This window comes from Streptomyces sp. NPDC002306, from assembly GCF_053593435.1.
Window position 1 is genome coordinate 341,649 of record NZ_JBSFCK010000002.1, and the last position, 19,525, is coordinate 361,173.

The following is a 19,525-nucleotide window of genomic DNA, read 5'->3' on the forward strand; positions in this document are numbered from 1 at the left end:
GCCGCCGTTCGCCCTAGCGTTCCCGGCGTGATCCCCGCTCACCCACGCGCTCCGCGCGCCGCCCTGGCCGCCGTCCTCCTCGTCGTGGCGGCCGTCCTGATCGGCCGCCACATCCAGCAGGCCCACCACACGCTGTTCGTCGACTGGCCGCCGCTGTTCGCCTCCTGGGACCCGCACGTCGGGCCGGGCACCCCGGCCGCCGTCGCGATCGCCGTCGCGGTGGTGGCGTACGGGCCGGCGGTGGCCGCCCGGCTGCGCTGGCGGGCGCTGCTCGTCACGGCCTGGGGCACGGCACTGGCCTGGACGTGGTCGCTCGCCCTCGTGGACGGCTGGCGGCGGGGCGTCGCGGACCGCCTCACCACGCGCAACGAGTACCTGCGGGTCATCGACCGCTTCCAGGACATCCCGGCCGCCCTGCGCGACTTCGACCACCACATCCTGAGCGGCGACCCCGCCCCCTGGCCCGCGCACATCGCCGGGCACCCGCCGGGCGCGACGGTGACCTTCGTCCTGCTCGACCGGATCGGTCTGGGCGGCGGGGGCTGGGCCGGAACCTGGTGCATCACCGTCGGCACCTCGGCGTGCGTGGCGGTGCTGGTGGCGGTACGGGTGCTGGCCGACGAGTCCCTCGCCCGGCGGGCGGCGCCGTTCCTCGTCATGGCACCGGCGGCGGTGTGGGTGGGTGCCTCGGCCGACGGGTACTTCTCGGCGGTCGCCGCCTGGTCGGTGGCGCTGCTCGCGCTCGCCGTGACCGGACACCGGACCCGGTTCTGCGCGTTCGGCGCGGGCCTGCTGTTCGGCCTGACCTGCTATCTCTCGTACGGGCTGACGCTGTTCGCGCTGATCGGCGCGAGCGTGCTGGTGGTGACGCGCGACCGGGTCCGGTCCTGGGGCCGGCCGCTGCCCGCGCTGTCCCTCCTCGCCGGACTCGCCGTCGTCCCCCTCGTGTTCACCCTGGCCGGCTTCGACTGGTGGGAGGCCTACCACCTGCTGGTCAGGCGCTACTACGAAGGAGTCGGCGGCACCCGGCCGTACGGCTACTGGGTGTGGGCGAACCTGGCCTGCACCGTGGTCGTCGTCGGCCTCGCGACGGCGGCGGGCCTGGACCGGGCCGGCGTCACGCTCCTGCGCCTGCGGCGCGGCTCCCGGCAGCGGCCGGACGTCCCCGACGCCGCCGGGGGCCGCCTCGCCGTGCTCGTGCTGTCCGCCCTGCTCGCGCTGCTCGTCGCCGACCTGTCCGGGATGAGCAAGGCGGAGACGGAACGCATCTGGCTGCCGTTCGCGCTGTGGCTGCTCCCGGCCTGTGCCTTCCTCACCCGCCCGCGTGGCTGGCTCGCCGCGCAGGCCGTCCTCGCCCTGCTCGTCAACCACCTGCTGCTGACCGGCTGGTGACGGCGGACGGGCCGCCGCCGTGACCGGGCCGGGGCGGCCCGGACCTCAGCGCACCCGGCGGTGGTGTCTGCCACCCCGGTGGAGCCGCAGCGCCCCGTAGACGAGGTCGACGGCCAGGACGAGGGCGCCGATGACCAGCAGATAGAAAAGACCGTGCACGGCGAACCCGATGATGCCCAGGACGATCGCCACGATGATCAGGAGCAGGAACAGCCTCATCCGACCTCCTCGGACCGCGTGCGGCCCTCCCGGTTGCGGTCCTCGGGTCAGCGGCGGGCGAGGCGCCGTTCGCCTCCGGCCCCCGCGCTGTACTCCAGTCCGTAGTGCGTGAAGACGGCCGGCTCGTCCTCGGCGGCCAGCACGCCGTCGGTGTCGATCGAGGGAGCCTGCTTGACCAGGTTCTTGGGGTGGACGACCTTCAGATAGCCCGGACCCACGGTGGCGCCGACGAGCGGGACGAAGACCAGACGGCGGCGGGTGGGCAGGCCCATGGTGACCGTCGCGAAGAAGGGTGCGTCGGTCGCGGTGTCCACGTAGACCGACTCCAGGGTGCCCAGCTTGTGGTCCTTCGGGTCGACCACGTCGTGTCCACGCCACTCGCGGATGTCGTCCGCCTCGAACATCTCTGACCTCCCAGCTCCGGGGTGCCCTTCTATCGTGCCCCCGATGCCGGATTTCAGAGCAGCGGACGACTACGCCGTCCGGACGGCCCCGCCACGCCAGGCGCGCGGCGGCCACGGCCCGGCCGTCGGGGACGCGGTGTCCCTCGTGTGTCCGGGCGCGGCGCTCCAACGTGCCGGGGCCCGGAATAATTCCCGGCCGGAATGAGCCGAACGGGGCACCGCGAGAACGAAACGTACCGAAGTCGGCAACGACCGTGGGCGCGGCCGCCGGCGCCGCGCATTAACCGGACGGCGGAGGAATCCGGGATGCCCGGTAATAACAAACGACTCGGGTCCGCACCCGAAGGTGCGGACCCGAGTCGTGAATTATGTGTGCGCGTGTCAGGCGGGAACGATGTTCTCGGCCTGCGGGCCCTTCTGGCCCTGCGTCACGTCGAAGCTCACCTTCTGGCCTTCCTGAAGCTCACGGAAGCCCTGGGTGGCGATGTTCGAGTAGTGGGCGAAGACGTCGGCGCCGCCGCCGTCCTGCTCGATGAAGCCGAAGCCCTTTTCCGCGTTGAACCACTTCACGGTGCCAGTAGCCATGTCAATTCTCCTTACGGGACACTACCCGGAGGTCCGCACTGTGCGAACCCCACGCCGCTGTGATGATTGCCCCGTCCGGAAGAACCGGCCACTTTTTGGGAACCACAACTGCAACTGCCGTCAACCGTAGCACGGGAGCGGTGAACGGCCAGGTGACATTGCCGCGACATACCCCATCGGGCGATGAACTCTTCCCGGCAATTGTCCGAATATCTATTTCCGCGGCCACAGATACGCGTCTGTGCCGCCGTCAGGCCGTCAGGCCGTCAGGTCACCGGCCGCTCCCAGCGCCGCCCGCAGGTCCCTGCGGCTGCGGATGCCGAGCTTGCGGTAGGCACTCGTCAGATGGGTCTCGACGGTACGCCGGGCCACATGCAGCAGGTCGGCTATCTCCAGGTTCGTGCGGCCCTCGGCGGCCAGTTCGGCGATCCGGCGCTCGCTGCCGGTGAGCGAGCCGGAGCCGGTGAGCGCCGCGGCGGGACGCCGGCCACCGCCCGCCCGCAGTGCCTCCTGCGCGTGCGCGCGCAGGCGTACGGCGCCCAGCCGTTCGGCCCGTTCGGCGGCCTCCCGCAGACAGTCCCGGCCGCGCGCCCGCTCCCCGGCGGTGACGAGCTGCCGCCCCTGCGCGAGCAGCGCGGAGACCAACTCGACGCCGTCCGGGGACTCCCGCAGGACGTCGACGGCGTCCCGCGCCAGTTCGAGGCCGCGCCGCCCGCCGGTCGCCAGGCCCAGCACGCGCAGCGCCCGGCCCACCGTGCGCGGGGTGTCCCACACCCGCGCGAGCCGCAGCTCCTCCGTCGCCAGCGCCAGCGCCTCCCGAGGGTCGCCCAGCGCCAGCCGGCACTCCGCCGCCGCCGACCGCCACGGCGTGACGACCGGACTGACCACCGCGCGCGCCGACTGCCGCCGGCCGCATTCGAGGAAGTCGTGCAGGGCGCTCGCGGGGTCCCCCTCGGCGAGGCGCAGCACACCCCGCGCGTGCAGGAAGCGGTTCAGCTCCCAGGAGTCCGGCGCCTCCCGCAGGTCGAGGCCGTCCGCGAGCCGCCGCGCCTCCTCGACGCGGCCGGTCTCGACCAGGGCGATCAGGACGTGCGCGTCCTCGTTGGACGGACCGGCGCCGTACGCCGGGGTGGCCCGCGCGAGGCGGCCGGGGCGGTCGGACCGGTCCGCTCCGTCGGCGCGGTGGGCCCCGGCAGCCCGGTCGGCCCGGTCGGCCAGGAGCCGGCCGTACGCTCCGCGGGCGGCGAGGACGTCGGTCCGTACGTCCAGCAGCGCCTGCTCCATCGGATGCAGCAGGGAGAGGCGCTGCCCGGCCAGACCCCGTTCGACGAGCCGTTGCGCCTCGTCGAGTTCGTCGGCCCACTGCGCGACGGCGGCGGCCGTGCCCAGCAGGAAGGGCTCGGCCAGCGGATCGGCGGGCTCCGCCAGCAGTGCCCGCAGCCGCCGCATCGCCGCCCGGGCCGAGCTGGCCCCGGCCGAGGCCGCGTACCGCACCAGCAGGGCCTGTCCGGTGACGCCGACGAGTTCCGGGGAGCGGTCGGCGGTGTCGCTCAGCCACCGGTACGCCTCCTGACGCTCCGTCTCGTCCCGGTCCGACAGCAGGGTGGAGGCGGTCTGCACGGTACGGACGAGGTCGGGGTGCGCGGTCAGCCCGCTCTCCAGCCGGCGCAGCACCTCCACGGCCGTGCGGACCTCGCCCCGGCCGGTCAGCGCCGTACCGAGGGCGAGGGCCGTACGCACCTGGTCGCGCGGTTCGGCCGGCAGGTGCAACGCCTCGGCCAGGCGCGGGATGCCCGCACCGGCGTCGGCTTCCGCGTACTCCAGCGAGCCCAGTTCGGTGAGCAGCCGCTGGCGCAGATCGTCCGGCAGCGGCTCGTCCAGGGCGCGGCGGAGGTAGCCGACGGCGTCCCCGGGCCGGCCCTCGCGCACGGCGACGGTCACGGCGTCCTGGAGCACGCGCAGCGCCCACGGCAGGCCGACGGGCGAACTGCCCAGCAGCTGCCCGGCCACCGCCTCCACCCGGTCGCCGCGCCGCAGCATCGCCCGCGCCGCCGACCGGTGGACCGCCTGCCGGCGCCCGGCAGGCCAGCCGGTGAGCACCGCGTCGCGCAGCAGCGGATGCGCGTACCGCGGACGTCCGGCGGAGTCCGGCCGCAGCAGGCCGAGCCGGGTCATCGCGGTGAGCCAGCCGGTCACCCGCGCGGGGTCGGCCCCGGCCGTCTCGGCGAGCAGCGCGGCCAGGCCGTCGGCGGGTTCCGGCCGACGCGTCTGTTCCAGGGCGGCCAGGACCCGTGCCACCTCGGCCGTGGCGGGTCCGGCGCTGTCCAGCCACCAGGAGACGGCCGCCGGGTACGCCCCCGGGTACAGCGCGGCGCACGTCCGCGGGACGGCGGCCGGGGGCGGGGCGCCGCCCAGGTCGTCCAGCAGGGCGCGCAGCAGCAGCGGGCTGCCGGCCCCGGCCCGTACACAGTCCGCGGTCCAGGCGGCCGGGGCCGTGGGGAAGGCGGCGCGCACCAGGTGTGCCGACGCCTCGTCGGTGAGCGGGGACAGGGTGTGCGGATGGACGAGGGGCGCGGAGAGGGCGTGGGTGAGGCCCGCCGGCCGGGGGTCGATGTCGTACTGGCTGCGCTCGGTGGCCACCAGCAGGACCGGTAATCGGTCGACGTGGCGGGCCGCCTCGACCAGCCAGCGGCGCGAGGGGCCGTCGGCGAGGTGGACGTCGTCCACGGCCATCAGCACCGGGGACCGCTCCGCGTACGAGCGCAGCAGGCGCCACAGCCGGGCCGCGCTGCCCCGGTCGTCCGCGCCGGGCGCCACGTCGAGGTCCGCGAACTCCGGTACGGGACCGAGGAGGTGGAGGACCGTGGACAGCGGGACGACGGTGTCCTCGGGGGAGCAGCGCACCCGCAGCACGCGCAGCCCGCGGTCGGCCGCCCGCGCGGCGGCGGCCTCCAGCACCGCGGTGCGGCCGGTGCCCGTGGCCCCGCGCAGCAGGACGAGCCGGCCGCTGCCGGAGACGGCGCGTTCGATCTCGGACGAGAGCAGGCTGTGCGCGTCGTCGCGTTCACGCAGCGGTCCGGTCATGGCTGCCTCCTGTGGTGGATGGGGCGCACCCGGTAGGAAGGACGCGGCGGCGGGGGTCGTGGTGACGTGACGTGACGCGTCGCACGCGTGACGTGCGGACGCGGGGGCCGTACGGGGGCTCGCACGGCCGCGCGCGGGCGGCGCTGTGGCGCGGCTCACGGCGGGCGCCGACCGTGGTCCCGGTCCGCGCCAGGATCGGTGCGCACCGCGCTGACCTGCTGTGATACCGGGTTGCGGCGGCCTTCGTGGGGGCGCTGGCGGCGCTGGTCTCGTGGTCCGCCTCGTGGTGTTCCACGATTGCGCACGCCCCATAGGTCGCAGAAGTGTGGAGTACGCCCTTCAGCCACCGGCCACCGTCGGACGAGGGCCCGTGAACATGGGGGAAACGCTTGCTCAGCTCACTCGCGACGACAGACGGCGACACCGCCGGCGGCGGACGCCGGATTCCGGTCGTGGTGACCGCCCCGGACCCGATCTCCCGCGAGGGCGCGGTCAGCCAGCTGCGCCGGCATCCGCGGATCGAACTCCGCGAGGAGTCCGGCCCCGGCACGGTGGCCCTGCTGATCGAGGACACCCTCGACGAGGCCGCGCTGACCCGGCTGCGCCGCCTCCTGCGCGGCGAGGGTGTCCGTGCCGTGCTCGTCGTGGGCGTGATCCGCGAGAACGAACTGCTCGACGTCATCGAGTGCGGTGTCGGGGCCATCGTCTGGCGCCGTGAGGCCACCGCGCACCGGCTGGCGCAGGCGGTCGTCGCCGCCGCGCGCGGCGACGGCGATCTGCCCTCCGACCTGCTCGGCCGGCTCATCAGCCAGGTGGGAACCCTGCACCGGGGCGCGGCGGGCCGGCCCGGGGCGCCTTCGCTGGGGCTCGCGCCCCGGGAGGTGGACGTCCTGCGGATGGTCGCCGAGGGCCTCGACACCGGAGAAATCGCCAGCAAGCTGTCCTACTCCGAACGCACCGTCAAGAACGTGATGCACGGCCTCACCACACGGCTGCATCTGCGCAACCGTGCGCACGCCGTCGCCTATGCCCTGCGGGAAGGCTACATCTGACCGAACGGGCAATCGAAGGCGGACACGCGGGCAGCACGCCTGCCCGGCCGCCGACCCCGGCGCGCCTGCGGTCCGCGCGGCGCAGCGGGCACGATCGACAGCGGGCGGCGGCGAGCGGCGCCGACCGGCGGCACGGCAGGGCGGGAGCACGACGGTGATCCACGAGGTGGACGAGGTCCTCAAGGGCCTGATCGGCGGCGGCGCGCTGGCCGGCTCCGGCATCGACGTGTCCTTCGAGGCGCCCACCCGCGACTGGGCGGCCCGGCGCAACGCCCCGGTGGTCAACACCTACTTGTACGACATCCGCGAGGACGTGCACCGTCGCCAGCGCGGGCAGATGTCCGTGCGCGACGACCGGGACGTGGTGGTCCGCCGCCGTCAACCGCCCCGCTGGTTCCGGCTGTCGTACCTGGTCACCGCCTGGACCAAGACCCCGCAGGACGAACACCGGCTGCTGTCGGCGGTGTTGGCGACGCTCCTGCCGCGCGAACTGCTGGCCGCGGACGAACTGCCCGGTTCCCTCGGTGCGTTGGGTCTCGCCGTGCCGCTGACGGTGGCGGGCATCCAGTCCGAGTCCCGTTCCCTCGCCGAGATCTGGTCCGCGCTGGGCGGCGAACTCAAGCCCTCCCTGGACCTGGTGGTGACCGCGCCCTTCCCCGCCTTCCCGGAGTACGACGCCGGGCCGCCGGTCACGGAGGGCGCCGCGGTCCGCGTGCACGGCATGGACGGCACCCCGCCCGAGTCCGCGGAACGCGCCCACCGCCCCCACCAGCTGGCCGCGGCCCGCGCCGCCCGCCGGAAGCCCCCGGCCCAGCCGTGACCGCCCCGGACCCGGGGACCCGTCCCGACGAGGGCGCCCACGACCCGTCCCGTCCGCTGGCCGAACGGCTCGGCGGGCTGCGCGAACGGGTCGCCGAGCTGGTCGAGCAGCGGTCCGCCGGGGACCCCACCGCCGGGGACCCGCTGCGCGGCCTGTACGTGTCCGAGGAAGCCGTACGGCATCTGCTGCGCACCGGCACCACACCCGCGCCCGAGCCCGCCGGGCAGGGCACCGGCACCGGCCGGGCCGCGGTCGGGCCCGGCGACCGGCTGGCCGCGCTGGCCGCCCGGCTCGAGCTGTCCGCACCGGACACCGCGATCCTGCTCGTCGCCCTCGCCCCGGACCTCGACCGCTCCTTCGAGCCGCTCTACGGCTACCTCAACGACGACGTCGGCAGACGCCGGGCCACCATCGGGCTCGCCCTCGACCTGTGCGGCCTGCCCGCGCACCGGGCCGCCGGACGCGCCCGGTTCCACCCTTCGGCGCCGCTGCGCGCGCTCGGCCTGCTGGAGGTGGAGGAGCCCGAACGCCCCTTCCTCAGCCGTTCGTTGCGAGTGCCAGACCGGCTGGCCGGACATCTGCTCGGCGACGACACCCCGGACGCCGCTCTCCTCGGACTGCTGCGTCCGCTGCCCGAGCCCCCGGCCGCCCGGGAGGCGGCCGAGGAGGACTTCGTGCGCCGGCTGGCCGGCCTGCTGCGCGGCGGTCCGCTCACCGGCTATCTGCGCGAGCACCGGGAGGGCGACGGCCTCGCCGTGATCACGGCGGCCCTGCGCCTGGCGGGCGTCGAGGCGCTGCGCTTCGCGGGCCCGCGGGAACACGTGCCCGATCTGCTGCGCGAGGCCCGGCTCGGCGGCCGCGCCGTCGTCCTGTCCGGCCTGCCGGAACAACCGGGCCCCCTGGTCGAAGCGCTGGTCACGGAGTCGGCGGACGTCACCGTCCTGCTGACGGACCCCCGCCCCTACGACCCGCACTGGTGCGTGCGCGACCCGCTGGTCCTGGAGGCACCGCGCCGCCGGGCGGGCGGCGCTTCCGTCTGGTCGGCGGCGCTGGGCCCGCGGTCCGCCGGATTCGACCTGGCCACCGCCGTGGCCCCCTACCGGCTCGGCGCCGACCAGGTCCGGCGGGCGGCGCACGGCGCGCTCTCCCTCGCCGCCTTCGAGGGCACCGGCCTGACCGCGGACCATGTGCGGCTGGCCGCCCGGCAGCAGTCGGCCTCCGGCCTGGAACGGCACGCCCGGCGGATCCGGCCCGCGGTCGGCTGGCCCGACCTGGTGCTGCCCGAGCGGCCGCTGGCCCAGCTGCACGAACTCGCCCTGCGGGCCCGCCACCGCGACCGGGTGCTCGGCGACTGGCGGCTCAGCGCGGGCGGCGGCCGCGGCCGGGGGGTCCTCGGCCTGTTCGCGGGCGAGTCCGGCACCGGCAAGACCCTGTCCGCCGAGGTCGTCGCCGCCGAACTGGGCCTCGATCTGTACGTCGTGCAGCTCTCGTCGATCGTCGACAAGTACGTCGGCGAGACCGAGAAGAACCTCGAACGCATCTTCACCGAGGCCGACCGCACGGACGCCGTGCTCCTCTTCGACGAGGCCGACGCGGTCTTCGGCAAGCGCTCGGAGGTCAAGGACGCCCACGACCGGTACGCCAACATGGAGAGCGCCTATCTGCTCCAGCGGCTGGAGTCGTTCGACGGCATCGCGCTGCTGACCACCAACCTGCGCGGCAACATCGACGAGGCGTTCACCCGGCGCCTGGACCTGGTCGTCGACTTCCCGTTCCCGGACGCCGGGCAGCGCCTGGCGCTGTGGCGGCACGGGCTGTCCCACGTCCCGTGCGCCGACGGCGTCGACCCGGGGCCACCGGCCCGGCAGTTCGAGCTGGCCGGCGGCTCGATCCGCAGCGCGGTGGTCACCGCCGCCTACCTCGCCGCGGGTCGGGGCGAACCGGTCGGCGGGGAGGACCTGATGGAGGGCGCCCGCCGCGAGTACCGCAAGGCCGGCCGGCTGGTCCCGGGCGAGGCGGGCTGGTAGCGGGCGAGGCCGCTCTCCCGTGGGCAGGATCCTCGGGGAGCCTCACACGGTGAGGCGGAACGCCTCCAGCTGGTGGCCCTGTTCCATGGGGCTGCCGGCGTACATCCACTTGCCGGGCTGGGTGCAGCCCAGGCCCATCCAGCCCCGGTCCGCCACATGGGTGTTCTGGCAGACGGAGCCGTCGACCACGCTGATGGTGAAGCCCTGGAGCGGCGAGTCCGCCTCCTTGAGGCTGCCGAGGTACATGTCGATCCCGTCGGCCGCCGACGACCACTTCGTCTTCCAGCCGCCGACCGCGTAGGCGCCGTTGCCCGTCGTGCCCTTGGTCCCGGACACCGCGATGTCGATCGCCTTGATCGGCAGGCCCTTGCCCACCGTGCCGGCCTCGGCGCCGTCGCACACCGGGTCCTGCCAGCCGTGGTCCGCCACATAGGCGCGGTAGCAGATGTGCCGGCCGGCGCTGCGGGCGGCGAGCTTCTGCACCGCCGTGGCCGCGGTCACCACCGGCGGCTTCTTCGGCGCGGGGGCTCCACCGCCACCGCCGCCACCGCCGCCGCCCTCGGCCTTGGTCTCGGCCGGCGCCGGGGGCGCGCTCACGGGTTCCTGCGCGGGCGTCGCCGGCGGGGTCGTGGCCACGGCCGTGGGGCTGGGCGGCGGGAGGGTGCTGACGGCCGCCTCCTGGAGTTTCTCCGTGGCCGCGGTACGCACCTGCGGCTTGTAGGCGAGCCAGATCATCACGAACGCGATGGCCAGTGCCAGCGTCATGCCGAGGGCGGTGGCCAGCCAGCGCGGCAGGAACCCGCGCTGCACGAAGGTGCCTTCCACCTCCATCCCCGGGGCCCCCGACCGCCGTACCGCCACCGTGTACGGCTGCTCCTCCTTGGAGCCGAACCAGATGATCCGCCGGGGGCGCAGCGTCGCGTTCACGAACACCGCCCGGCCCGGCTCGATCTGGACACTGCCGGGCTGGATCTCGTACGACAGCCGGTCACCGGTGTCGCTCCCGCTCAGTGACGCGGTGACCTTGGTGTTGCCGAGGTTGTCCACCGCGAGCCTCGGCCGCCCGCGGAAGCGGCCCTTCACGGTCGGCGGGACGAGTTCGGCCCGCACCTCGCTGAACGGCGTGACCGTCAGGTTCCCCTCGGGGACCGTGACCGCCTCGGGATGCTCGGTCGGCGTGATCCGCACCGCGTACGGGTTCGGGCCCGCCGTGGCGTCCGGCGTGCGCGGCGGCGCGAACGTCAGCTCCACCGTGCCCGTCGTCCCCGGATACAGCCGCAGCGTCTGCGGCTCGACTCTCGTCCAGGGCGCGATCGCGCCCACCGGTTCGAAGCGGTACTCGTCGACGACGTCACCGGTGTTGCGCACCCGCAGCCGTACGCGCGTGCTCGCGCCCGGATCGACGGTGGCGGAGGCGGGTTCGAGGGAGGTCCACAGGCTCACGGAACGGACGCTAGTCGCGGTGCGCGGGCCGGGTCAGGAGTCGCGGGGGTACGGTCGCTGCCTGAACGGGCACTCGTGGGTGCGCCGCCCGGCCCCGGGCACGCCGGGTCTCCTGTTCCCGGGCTTCCGGTTCCGGGTCCCCGGCGCTCGCGTCACGTGGTCAGCGGCCGGCCTCCGCCGGCACCGGACCGCTCTCCTCGTCGCTGCTGTTGGAGGCCGGCGAGTCGGAGTCGGTGTCGTAGGCCCAGGTCGCCGCGCAGACCTCGCCGCCGCAGTCCACGAGCGTGGCGTGGGTACCGCCCGCCGCGGTGGCGATCCGGTCGATCTCGGCGGCCAGGGGCGCGACCTGACCGTGCGCGTAGTTGTCGAGGTCGATGTTGGCGGCCTTGCTCGGCCAATAGGGGCCGGGCTTCAGGGAGGTGCCCTGGTAGAGGGACAGGTAGCAGGCCATGCAGGGGCGCTTCACGCCGGCGATGCGCTGCGGTGTGACGCTGCCCTCCGGGGCGGAGGCGTAGATGCGGCGCTCGGCGTGCAGACCGTCCTTGGCGCCGTCCACCCGCTCCGGCACGGCCACCGGGCCGCTGAGCGCCTCGACGATCTCCCAGAACGCCTGCGGGATCGTCCCGATGTCGTCCTTGCGCAGAATGCGGCGGTTCAGCTTGTTCCTGTGCCGCTGCTCGCGGTCCGTGCTCGCGGTGATCCGCTCCACCATGGCCGCGACGAACTCCTTGCCGGACTCCTTGCCCGCTTGCAGATCGCGCAGCACCTCGTTGGCGGCGTTCCGGTTGGAGGAGATGTACAGGCGGACCTGTTCCTGGATATCGGCGCCGTCCACCTGCATGGCGTCCGGGTCGGTCTCCGTCTGCCCCCTGGACACCGCCGCCTGGACCTCCTCGGGCTGCTTGTCCTGGAGGTAGTTCAGGGCGACGGTGGAGATCCAGCGCAGTGCCTGCCTGGTGCGTTCGTCGTCCGTGTAGGTACGGGACCTGCGCAGATTGTCGGTGCCGGCGTACAGCTGGTCCCGGGCCGTGCCCCTCAGCTTGTCCGGCTGCGCGTGGTCCGGCGCGTCCGCCGACGGGACCGGCTTGTGCAGGGTGAGGCTCTGTGCCCCGCCGTGCGACACCCAGCCCAGATGGGTGAGTTGCGCGGCGAGCTCCGCGGCCACGGTCGCCGCCTTCGGGGCGCGCTTGGCCCGGCCCTTGCCGCTCGCGGAGGACTTGCTCTTGGACACCCGCCCGCTGCTCTGCGAGGCCGACGACGGGGACCGTTGCACGGCCGGTGCGCGGGCCGCCTCGGCCGCCCGGCCGACGGACACCTCGTGACCGCCCGGGACCTCGTGGTCGTACCGCACCCCGTGGTCGTGCGCGAGCCGCCGCTCCGTCCCACCCGCCGTCGCCGTTCGCTGGATCGGTGCCGGTCCGCTCATCACCCGTCGGGCGTTGTCCACCGCGTGCCGTTCGCCGGAGTCCGCCGGGTCGGAGACGTTCAGGCCCGAGCCGTTGTCCCGGCCGGGCACCGGACCGGCCTGCTGGTCCAGGTAGTGGGTCAGCTCGTGCGCCCAGTCCTCCTTGGACATCCCGCCGCCGTCGACCACGTGCGTGCCGGAGGTGTACGCCTTGGCCCGGATCTCCAGGGCGGAGCGCTGCGCGACCGCGTCGGAGTGGACGCGCACGCCGCTGAAGTCCGCGCCTTGGAAGCGGGCTTCCATCTCGTTCTGCAGCGACCCGTCCATCGGCTGCCCGGGGGAGCGCAGCACCTCGTGCACCAGGGAGCGGCGCTGCACCGCCGGCTGGTGACCGCACCCGGCGTCGTGCTGGTGACGTTCCTCCTCCACCGCCCGCGACACCGCCGCGTTGCCCGCCGTGCGCTGAAGCGCCAGCAGCGCGGCGGCGGGCCCGGCGAGCGCGGGCCGTGCGCCCGTACGGGCGGGCGCCGACCGGCCGGTGCCGCGGTCGTTGTCGTTGTCCTGCGCGCGCACGGGCGCTCCCCTCGGCGGGTGGATACACGTCGGCCGACCAGCGTGCCGGGACAGGCCGCAGCGGGGGAAGGGACTCGGGGGCAGTTCCGGGGGCAACGCGTGCGCCGTGCCCCTGAGGGCAACGGGAATGCCCCCGGTACGGCACCGCAGGACATTTCGGCCGGCGCCCCGCGCGCGTGACGGTGGGAGACGACCTGACTCGTACCCCGAGGAGAGCAGAGCATGCCGTCCTACCTGTCGCCCGGTGTATACGTCGAGGAGGTGGCCAGCGGCTCGCGTCCGATCGAGGGGGTGGGTACCTCGGTGGCGGCCTTCGTCGGGCTCGCGCCGACCGGCCCGCTGAACGAGCCGACCCTGGTGACCAACTGGACGCAGTACGTGGCGGCCTTCGGTGACTTCACGGCCGGGTACTACCTGGCGCACTCCGTCTACGGCTTCTTCAACAACGGCGGCTCCGCGGCGTACGTCGTCCGTGTCGGCGGCGCGCCCGCCGGTGTCTCCGGCGAGGACGCCTCACCCGGTGCGGTGACCGGCTCGGCCACGCCGGCCGAACTGCCCGCCGGTGAGCCGAAGCAGCTCGGCACGTTCACCGTCACGGCCACCGCGGCCGGCCGGGCGGGCCCCCTGACCGTGGAGGTCGCCGACGCGGAGGGCGAGGGTCCGGCGGAGCGGTTCAGGCTGGTCGTCAAGGACGGCGACAAGGCCGTCGAGACGTTCGACGTGAGCGCCAAGAAGGGCAGCCGCGGCTACGTCGTCACCCAGGTCAAGGAGCGTTCCCAGCTCATCGCCGTGACCGAGGCGGCCCCGGCGGCGCAGCTGGCCCGCCCGGACAACCAGACGGTGACCCTGACCGCGCCGGCCGCCGCGCCCGCCGTACCGCCCGCCGGCGGGACCTCGGCCGCGCAGCCCGGCCCGGCGCAGTACCTCGGCGACAGCGCCGACCGCACCGGGTTCGGCGGCCTGGAGGCCGTCGACGAGGTGTCCATGGTGGCCGTGCCCGACCTGATGGCCGCCTACCAGCGCGGCGCGATCGACCTGGAGGCCGTCAAGGCGGTCCAGCTCGGTCTGATCGCGCACTGCGAGCTGATGGGCGACCGGGTCGCGGTCATCGACCCGCCGCCCGGTCTGAACGCCCGCCAGATCCGTGTCTGGCGCCAGGAGACGGCCGGTTACGACTCCAAGTACGCGGCCCTCTACTACCCCTGGATCAAGGCCTTCGACCCGGCCTCCGGCCAGTCCCGGCTGATTCCGCCGAGCGGCCACGTCGCCGGGGTCTGGGCGCGCAACGACTCCGAGCGCGGGGTGCACAAGGCACCCGCCAACGAGGTCGTGCGCGGCGCGGTCGACCTGGAGATCCAGATCACCCGCGGTGAGCAGGACCTGCTGAACCCCATCGGGGTCAACTGCATCCGCGCCTTCCCGGGCCGCGGCATCCGCGTCTGGGGCGCCCGCACCCTGGCCTCCGACCCGGCCTGGCGCTATCTGAACGTCCGCCGGTACTTCAACTACCTGGAGGAGTCGATCCTGATCGGCACCCAGTGGGTGGTGTTCGAGCCGAACGACCACGCGCTGTGGGCCCGCATCCGGCGCAACGTCTCGGCCTTCCTGGTCAACGAGTGGCGCAACGGCGCCCTCTTCGGCGCCCGGCCCGAGGAGGCGTTCTACGTCAAGTGCGACGAGGAGACCAACCCGCAGGAGTCGGTCGACGTCGGCCGGGTCGTCTGCGAGATCGGCATCGCGCCGGTCAAGCCGGCCGAGTTCGTGATCTTCCGGCTGGCCCAGTTCTCCAGCGGCAGCGGGGAGCTGGAGGAGTAGGCCGCGGCGCCGGCTTCAGCGTAGGCAGTCAAGAACCCTCAGAAGGACAGCGAACACATGAGTCTCCAGCCGGGTGACGCCCTCACCTCACATAATTTCGGCCTCCAGATCGACGGCGTGATGGTCGAGTACCTCGCCGAGGTCAGCGGCCTCAGCCTGGAACAGGACGTCATCGAGTACCAGCAGGTCTCCGCGCAGGGCAAGCCGGTCACCAAGAAGCTGCCGGGCGTGAAGAAGGCGGGCACCTGCACGGTCGTGCGCGGTATGACGCAGTCCGCCGCGTTCAACCAGTGGATCACCGAGTCGATCAACGGCGTGATGGGCACCGCCCGCAAGAACGCCACGATCATGGTGATGGACTACCAGAACAACCCGGTCAAGCGGTACAACATGCGCAACGCCTGGTGCAGCAAGATCGACACCAGCACGGTGAAGGCCGGCGAGGCCGCGGCGCTGACCGAGACCGTGACGATCACGTTCGAAGAACTGGTCATCGAGTAATGCGGCGTTCGGCTGTACGGGCGGCGGCACCGGTGGGCGAGGAGCGGGAGACCGCTCCGGTCCCCGCCGCCGCGCCGGCGCCGGCGCCCGCGCCCGCACCGGTCGCGCAGCGCCTTCAGACGGAGTTCCCCTTCGAACTGCCGCGCGGCTACGTCGACGAGTCGGGCACGGTCCACCGCCACGGTGTGATGCGGCTGGCGACGGCCCGCGACGAGCTGGTGCCGCTGCGGGACATCCGGGTCCAGGAGAACCCCGCTTATCTGTCGGTGGTGCTGCTGGGCCGGGTCATCACCCGGCTGGGCACGCTGGCCCTGGTGCACGACGGGATCGTGGAGAACATGTTCGCCTCCGACCTGGCGTTCCTCCAGGACTTCTACCGCCAGGTCAACGCCGAGGGCCACACCCGTGCCTCGGTGCGGTGCCCGCACTGCTCGGAGCCCTTCGAGGTGGAACTCGGCGGGAGCCGCCTGGGGGAATCGTGACGTACGCGACCGACCGGCTGCACGAGGAGATCGCGTACGTCGCCTTCCACTTCCACTGGAGCCTGGCGGAGATCCTGGACCTGGAACACCACGACCGGCGCCGTTTCGCGGACCGGATCGCGTCCTTGGTGACGCGGGGCGGGGCGGAGGGCTGAGGCATGGGGTTCCTGGAACGACTGCGGGGCGGCGGACGGCCGGGCACCACGGCGGGCGGGACGTCACGCGTCGACGAGGCGGGGCGCGTCGACGAGGCGGGGCGCGTCGACGAGGCGTCCGGTGCCGCCGCGTCGGGGGCGGGCGGGGCGTCGGGTGCCGGTCGGGCGTCCATGGCCGGGGCCGTCCCGCGGGCGGCGGGCTGGCCCGGACTGCCGCCCATCCAGCGGGTGTCCGCCGCCTCCGCGTCGGCGGGCGTGGCGGACCCGGGGTTCGGGGGACGGCTGGCCACCTGGCAGAACCCCACCCTCACCGGCACCCTGTCGCACGCCGTCCTCGACGGCGCCCCGGGCGGACTGGTGGGTACCGTGCTCTCCTCGACCGGGTCCCCGGCCTGGGGCCTCGAACAGCCCTCCCGCACCCTGCCGTCGGCCACACCGGAGCCCGCTCCGGCGCCGCCGACGACGGCACCCGTCCCGGCCGCGCGCGGGATCCGCGTCTCCCCGGTCCAGCCCCGCCCGGCCGCTCCGGCCCCGCTGACGCGGTCGGCCGGGGCCCCGGTGCAGCGCCGCGTCCTGCCCGCGCGGGCGGCGAGCGACGGGGGCGGCGGCACGGCGGACCAGGCTCCTCGCGGAGGCCGGGACACCGACGGCGGCAGCTCCGGCGGCGCGGAGCCTGCCGCGGCCCCCGCCGGGCCACAAGCGCCTGCCGTGCAGCGGACGGCGGCGCTGGCCGGCCGGGAAGGCGCACCGAGCCACTCCGGCGGGTCCGCACCACCCGCCGGTACCGCCGGGCCGGAGAGCGTACGGCGTACGGTCGCCCCCGGGCCGTCCGCTCCCCCGCCCCCGGGGCAGAGCGCACCGGCCCCACCCCGGAGGGTCCAGCAGGTGGGCCCGCCCCGGCCGGGACTCGGCGCGCCCCTCGGCGCAGCCGCCGACCCAGCCGCCGGCACCCCGCTCGGCGCACCCTTCGGGCACGTTTCCGGCGCGGACCGGTCCGCGCCGGGCGGGACGGCCGGGACCCGTCCTGCCACCGTCCAGCGGACCGCGCACTCCGCGGGGGAGCCGGGCGGCGCGGCGCCGTCCGGTATGCCCGCGGCCCTCGGCCAGGCCTCCCACTCCGTTCCGCCGCACGCGACGTCCGCGCCGGGCACGAAGCGGCCCGCGCCCGGGGCATCGCCCGGACACGGTTCCGGCGCGGACCGGCAGGCGACGGCCGCGAGACCGCCGGCCGACGCCCCGCGCGGGGCCGACCCCGCCGGGGAGACGGGCGGCACGACGCCGCCCCACGGGTCCGCACCCACCGGCCTGTCCGCCATCTCCCCCTCGCACCGGCGGACTTCCGAGCCGAGCGGCAGGCGTCCCGCACTCGGCGCCCCCCTCGGACCCGCCGGAGCGGACCGGCCCACGACGACCGGGACACCTGCGATCGGAGTCCAGCGGAGCGTCAACACCCCGGCCCAGCAGTCGACTTTTGGGCCGAACACCCAGCGGCCCACACTCGACGCGCCTCCCGGACCCCTCGCCGACGCGGACCGGCCCACGACGGCCGGGACACCTTCGGCCGGCGTCCAGCGGGCTGCCAACACCCCGGTCCAGCAGCCGACTTCCGGGCCAAGGACCCAGCGGCCCACGCTCGACGCACCTCCCGGACCCCTCGCCCACGCGGACCGGCCCACTGCGGCCGGGACACCTGCGACCGGCGCCCAGCGGGCCTCCAACACCCCGGTCCAGCAGCCGACTTCCGGGCCAAGGACCCAGCGGCCCACGCTCGACGCACCTCCCGGACCCCTCGCCCACGCGGACCGGCCCACTGCGGCCGGGACACCTGCGACCGGCGCCCAGCGGGCCTCCAACACCCCCGCACACCAGCCGACTTCCCCGCCGAACGCACAGCGGCCCGCACTCGGCGCACCCCGGCGGCAGACGCCCGTGCCGGTCCAACGCGGTGCCGTCGCGGCTCCCGGCGCGTCCTCGCCGTCACCGTCCGCCGAGCGGCCGACGCGCCGCCCGCTGCTCGGAGCGCCGCTCCCCGCGCGCCCCGTGGACGCGACTCCGCTGCTCGCCCGGCCGAGCACGGCCCACCCGACGTCCCCCGCTTCCCGGACGACCCCGGTATCCCGCCCCACCGGCCCACACGCCACGGCCCCCGGCCCCGCTGACCAAAGCCCTGCCGGGCAAAGTCCTGGTGGTCAGAGCCCTGCCGGTCAAGGCCCTTCCACCGCCTTGCAGCCGATCACCGCGCCGCGCGCGGCCGTCTCCGCACCGGCCACCGCGCAGACGCCCCACGGTCAGCGCGTGACACCCTCGGGCCCGACCACCGCCACGCCCCGAGGCGCCCAGCCGTCCGTGCGAAGCGCCATGCCCCTGGGCACCGGCACCCCCGCGACCGCGCCGCCGCCGAGCGTCGCCCCGCGCGCCGCCGCCCCCGGTGCCGTCCCGTCCGGCCCCACCACCAACGCCTCGGCCACGCCCCCGATCACCCGGACCCCCGTGCAACGCGCCACGCCCTCATCCACCAGCGCGTCAGCCCCCGCCCTACCCGCACTCGCCCCACCCCTCACGCAGCGCTCCGCCCCCTCGGAAACCGTCCCGGCCGCGCTCCCGGTCGTCCGACCCCACGCGCGGAGCGCCACCACCCCCGGCCCGCCGCCCGTACCGCCCACCGCCCCCCGCCTCGCGCGCCCCGCTCAGCCCCCCGTACGACGCGGCACCCTCTCCGGCCCGTCGCAGGCCTCGCCGACATCCGCGCCCCACGTGTCTCCGGCGCCCCCTGTAATCCCCGTGCCCCCCTCAGTCCCTCCCCCTGGTCAGCGCACCACCGCGCCAGGCTCCCGCCCCGGCGGCGGCACCGCGCCCGCCTCGCCTCCGCACCCCACAGCCCTCGCCCCGGCGACGCCCGGCCCGGAGCGGCGGCTCGGCGCCGGGTCGGCCGGGGAGACGTCTCCTCGGATGCCCGCGTCCGGCCGCCCCCTGACCCCCGCCAGGGCGCTCACCCCGTTCGTGCCGCGGCCCGAAATGCCTGCCGTCCAGCGCCTCCAGAGCACGTCGGCGGCCGTACCACCGCCTCGCACCACGCCCGCCGCGCGGCCGCACCGCCCACACCACCCGGCCGCACCCACACCGGCACAGGCACAGGCACAGGCAGAGGCAGAGACACCGGGTCGGGCACCCACCGGCACCCCCGCCCTCCTCACCCCCCTCGTCCAGCGCACCCCACTGCCACCCCACCCCGCGCCCCCGCAACCGACCGCGCCACCGACGCCGACGCCCGTGCCCAGGACACCCCCGGCCCTGCCCGCCGCCGTGCAGCGCACCCCATCGGCACACGGGGGCTCCGGCAGCGGTGCCCGGTCCGGGCCGGGCGAGGCGCCCCCGCCGTACTCCGGGAGCGGGCCCCCGCCCGCCTACGAGGAGGTCCCGAGGGGCGCATTCGACCCCCGGGCGCTGACCGACTTCCAGCTCGACGAGCTGACGCACCGGCTGACCGGCCGGATCACCCGGCTGCTGCGCACCGAGCTACGCCTCGACCGGGAACGGGTCGGCAGACTCCGCGACCCCCGCCACTGAC

The 19,525-nt window shown here is 75.1% G+C and carries 15 protein-coding genes; 9 read left to right on the forward strand and 6 right to left on the reverse strand.

The window, feature by feature from the left end; genetic code table 11:
* The first annotated feature begins 27 nt into the window (after window positions 1–27).
* On the forward strand, window positions 28–1,392 hold the full coding sequence (locus tag ACWCQK_RS05915) for a hypothetical protein (protein ID WP_451152341.1): 1,365 nt from the start codon (window positions 28–30) through the stop codon (window positions 1,390–1,392).
* 45 nt (window positions 1,393–1,437) lie between these two features.
* Here the strand turns inward: ACWCQK_RS05915 and ACWCQK_RS05920 are convergent, their stop codons facing one another.
* From ACWCQK_RS05920 to ACWCQK_RS05935, 4 genes are all read right to left on the reverse strand, one after another.
* Window positions 1,438–1,611, reverse strand: a complete 174-nt coding sequence (locus ACWCQK_RS05920; RefSeq protein ID WP_451152343.1) for a hypothetical protein — start codon at window positions 1,609–1,611, stop codon at window positions 1,438–1,440.
* A 47-nt stretch (window positions 1,612–1,658) separates the two neighbouring features.
* Window positions 1,659–2,015, reverse strand: coding sequence for a PRC-barrel domain-containing protein (locus tag ACWCQK_RS05925; protein WP_451152345.1), 357 nt, complete (start codon window positions 2,013–2,015; stop codon window positions 1,659–1,661).
* 381 nt (window positions 2,016–2,396) lie between these two features.
* On the reverse strand, window positions 2,397–2,600 hold the full coding sequence (locus ACWCQK_RS05930; RefSeq protein WP_037915390.1) for a cold-shock protein: 204 nt from the start codon (window positions 2,598–2,600) through the stop codon (window positions 2,397–2,399).
* A 258-nt stretch (window positions 2,601–2,858) separates the two neighbouring features.
* Window positions 2,859–5,684 carry an AAA family ATPase gene (locus ACWCQK_RS05935; protein ID WP_451152348.1) on the reverse strand — a complete coding sequence of 942 codons (2,826 nt, stop codon included), beginning with the start codon at window positions 5,682–5,684 and terminating at the stop codon, window positions 2,859–2,861.
* Between the two features lie 389 nt (window positions 5,685–6,073).
* Between ACWCQK_RS05935 and ACWCQK_RS05940 the strand changes: the two genes are divergently transcribed.
* From ACWCQK_RS05940 to ACWCQK_RS05950, 3 genes are all read left to right on the forward strand, one after another.
* Window positions 6,074–6,736 (forward strand): helix-turn-helix transcriptional regulator, encoded by a 663-nt coding sequence (locus ACWCQK_RS05940; RefSeq protein WP_451152350.1) that lies wholly within the window; start codon window positions 6,074–6,076, stop codon window positions 6,734–6,736.
* A 154-nt stretch (window positions 6,737–6,890) separates the two neighbouring features.
* Entirely contained in the window at window positions 6,891–7,556 is a 666-nt protein-coding gene (locus tag ACWCQK_RS05945; RefSeq protein WP_451152352.1) for a DUF4255 domain-containing protein, read from the forward strand.
* A complete protein-coding gene (locus tag ACWCQK_RS05950; protein ID WP_451152354.1) occupies window positions 7,553–9,583 on the forward strand; it encodes an ATP-binding protein in 2,031 nt (676 codons plus the stop codon). The genes ACWCQK_RS05945 and ACWCQK_RS05950 overlap by 4 nt, the downstream gene beginning before the upstream one ends.
* Window positions 9,584–9,625: 42 nt before the next feature.
* Here the strand turns inward: ACWCQK_RS05950 and ACWCQK_RS05955 are convergent, their stop codons facing one another.
* Window positions 9,626–11,026: a hydrolase gene (locus ACWCQK_RS05955; RefSeq protein ID WP_451152356.1), complete on the reverse strand. Its 1,401-nt coding sequence runs from the start codon at window positions 11,024–11,026 to the stop codon at window positions 9,626–9,628.
* 160 nt (window positions 11,027–11,186) lie between these two features.
* Window positions 11,187–13,004: an eCIS core domain-containing protein gene (locus ACWCQK_RS05960; protein ID WP_451152358.1), complete on the reverse strand. Its 1,818-nt coding sequence runs from the start codon at window positions 13,002–13,004 to the stop codon at window positions 11,187–11,189.
* Window positions 13,005–13,226: 222 nt separating this feature from the next.
* Between ACWCQK_RS05960 and ACWCQK_RS05965 the strand changes: the two genes are divergently transcribed.
* Genes ACWCQK_RS05965 through ACWCQK_RS05985 form a run of 5 tightly spaced genes read left to right on the forward strand, consistent with a single transcriptional unit; the run spans window position 13,227 to window position 19,524 of the window.
* A complete protein-coding gene (locus tag ACWCQK_RS05965; RefSeq protein WP_451152360.1) occupies window positions 13,227–14,819 on the forward strand; it encodes a phage tail sheath family protein in 1,593 nt (530 codons plus the stop codon).
* Between the two features lie 57 nt (window positions 14,820–14,876).
* On the forward strand, window positions 14,877–15,320 hold the full coding sequence (locus tag ACWCQK_RS05970) for a phage tail protein (RefSeq protein ID WP_189715094.1): 444 nt from the start codon (window positions 14,877–14,879) through the stop codon (window positions 15,318–15,320).
* Window positions 15,320–15,802, forward strand: a complete 483-nt coding sequence (locus ACWCQK_RS05975; protein WP_451152362.1) for a hypothetical protein — start codon at window positions 15,320–15,322, stop codon at window positions 15,800–15,802. Before ACWCQK_RS05970 ends, ACWCQK_RS05975 begins: the two co-directional genes overlap by 1 nt.
* Window positions 15,799–15,957, forward strand: coding sequence for a DUF6760 family protein (locus tag ACWCQK_RS05980; protein ID WP_451152364.1), 159 nt, complete (start codon window positions 15,799–15,801; stop codon window positions 15,955–15,957). Before ACWCQK_RS05975 ends, ACWCQK_RS05980 begins: the two co-directional genes overlap by 4 nt.
* Before the next feature lie 3 nt (window positions 15,958–15,960).
* Complete coding sequence (locus ACWCQK_RS05985; RefSeq protein WP_451152366.1) at window positions 15,961–19,524, forward strand: hypothetical protein; 3,564 nt, start codon at window positions 15,961–15,963, stop codon at window positions 19,522–19,524.
* Window position 19,525: the final 1 nt, after the last annotated feature.

Bases quoted from the DNA above. Each gene is read 5' to 3' on its own strand.
- ACWCQK_RS05920 (WP_451152343.1), bottom strand. From the start codon at position 1,611: ATGAGGCTGTTCCTGCTCCTGATCATCGTGGCGATCGTCCTGGGCATC.
- ACWCQK_RS05925 (WP_451152345.1), bottom strand. From the start codon at position 2,015: ATGTTCGAGGCGGACGACATCCGCGAGTGGCGTGGACACGACGTGGTC.
- ACWCQK_RS05930 (WP_037915390.1), bottom strand. From the start codon at position 2,600: ATGGCTACTGGCACCGTGAAGTGGTTCAACGCGGAAAAGGGCTTCGGC.
- ACWCQK_RS05935 (WP_451152348.1), bottom strand. From the start codon at position 5,684: ATGACCGGACCGCTGCGTGAACGCGACGACGCGCACAGCCTGCTCTCG.
- ACWCQK_RS05965 (WP_451152360.1), top strand. From the start codon at position 13,227: ATGCCGTCCTACCTGTCGCCCGGTGTATACGTCGAGGAGGTGGCCAGC.
- ACWCQK_RS05970 (WP_189715094.1), top strand. From the start codon at position 14,877: ATGAGTCTCCAGCCGGGTGACGCCCTCACCTCACATAATTTCGGCCTC.
- ACWCQK_RS05975 (WP_451152362.1), top strand. From the start codon at position 15,320: ATGCGGCGTTCGGCTGTACGGGCGGCGGCACCGGTGGGCGAGGAGCGG.
- ACWCQK_RS05985 (WP_451152366.1), top strand. From the start codon at position 15,961: ATGGGGTTCCTGGAACGACTGCGGGGCGGCGGACGGCCGGGCACCACG.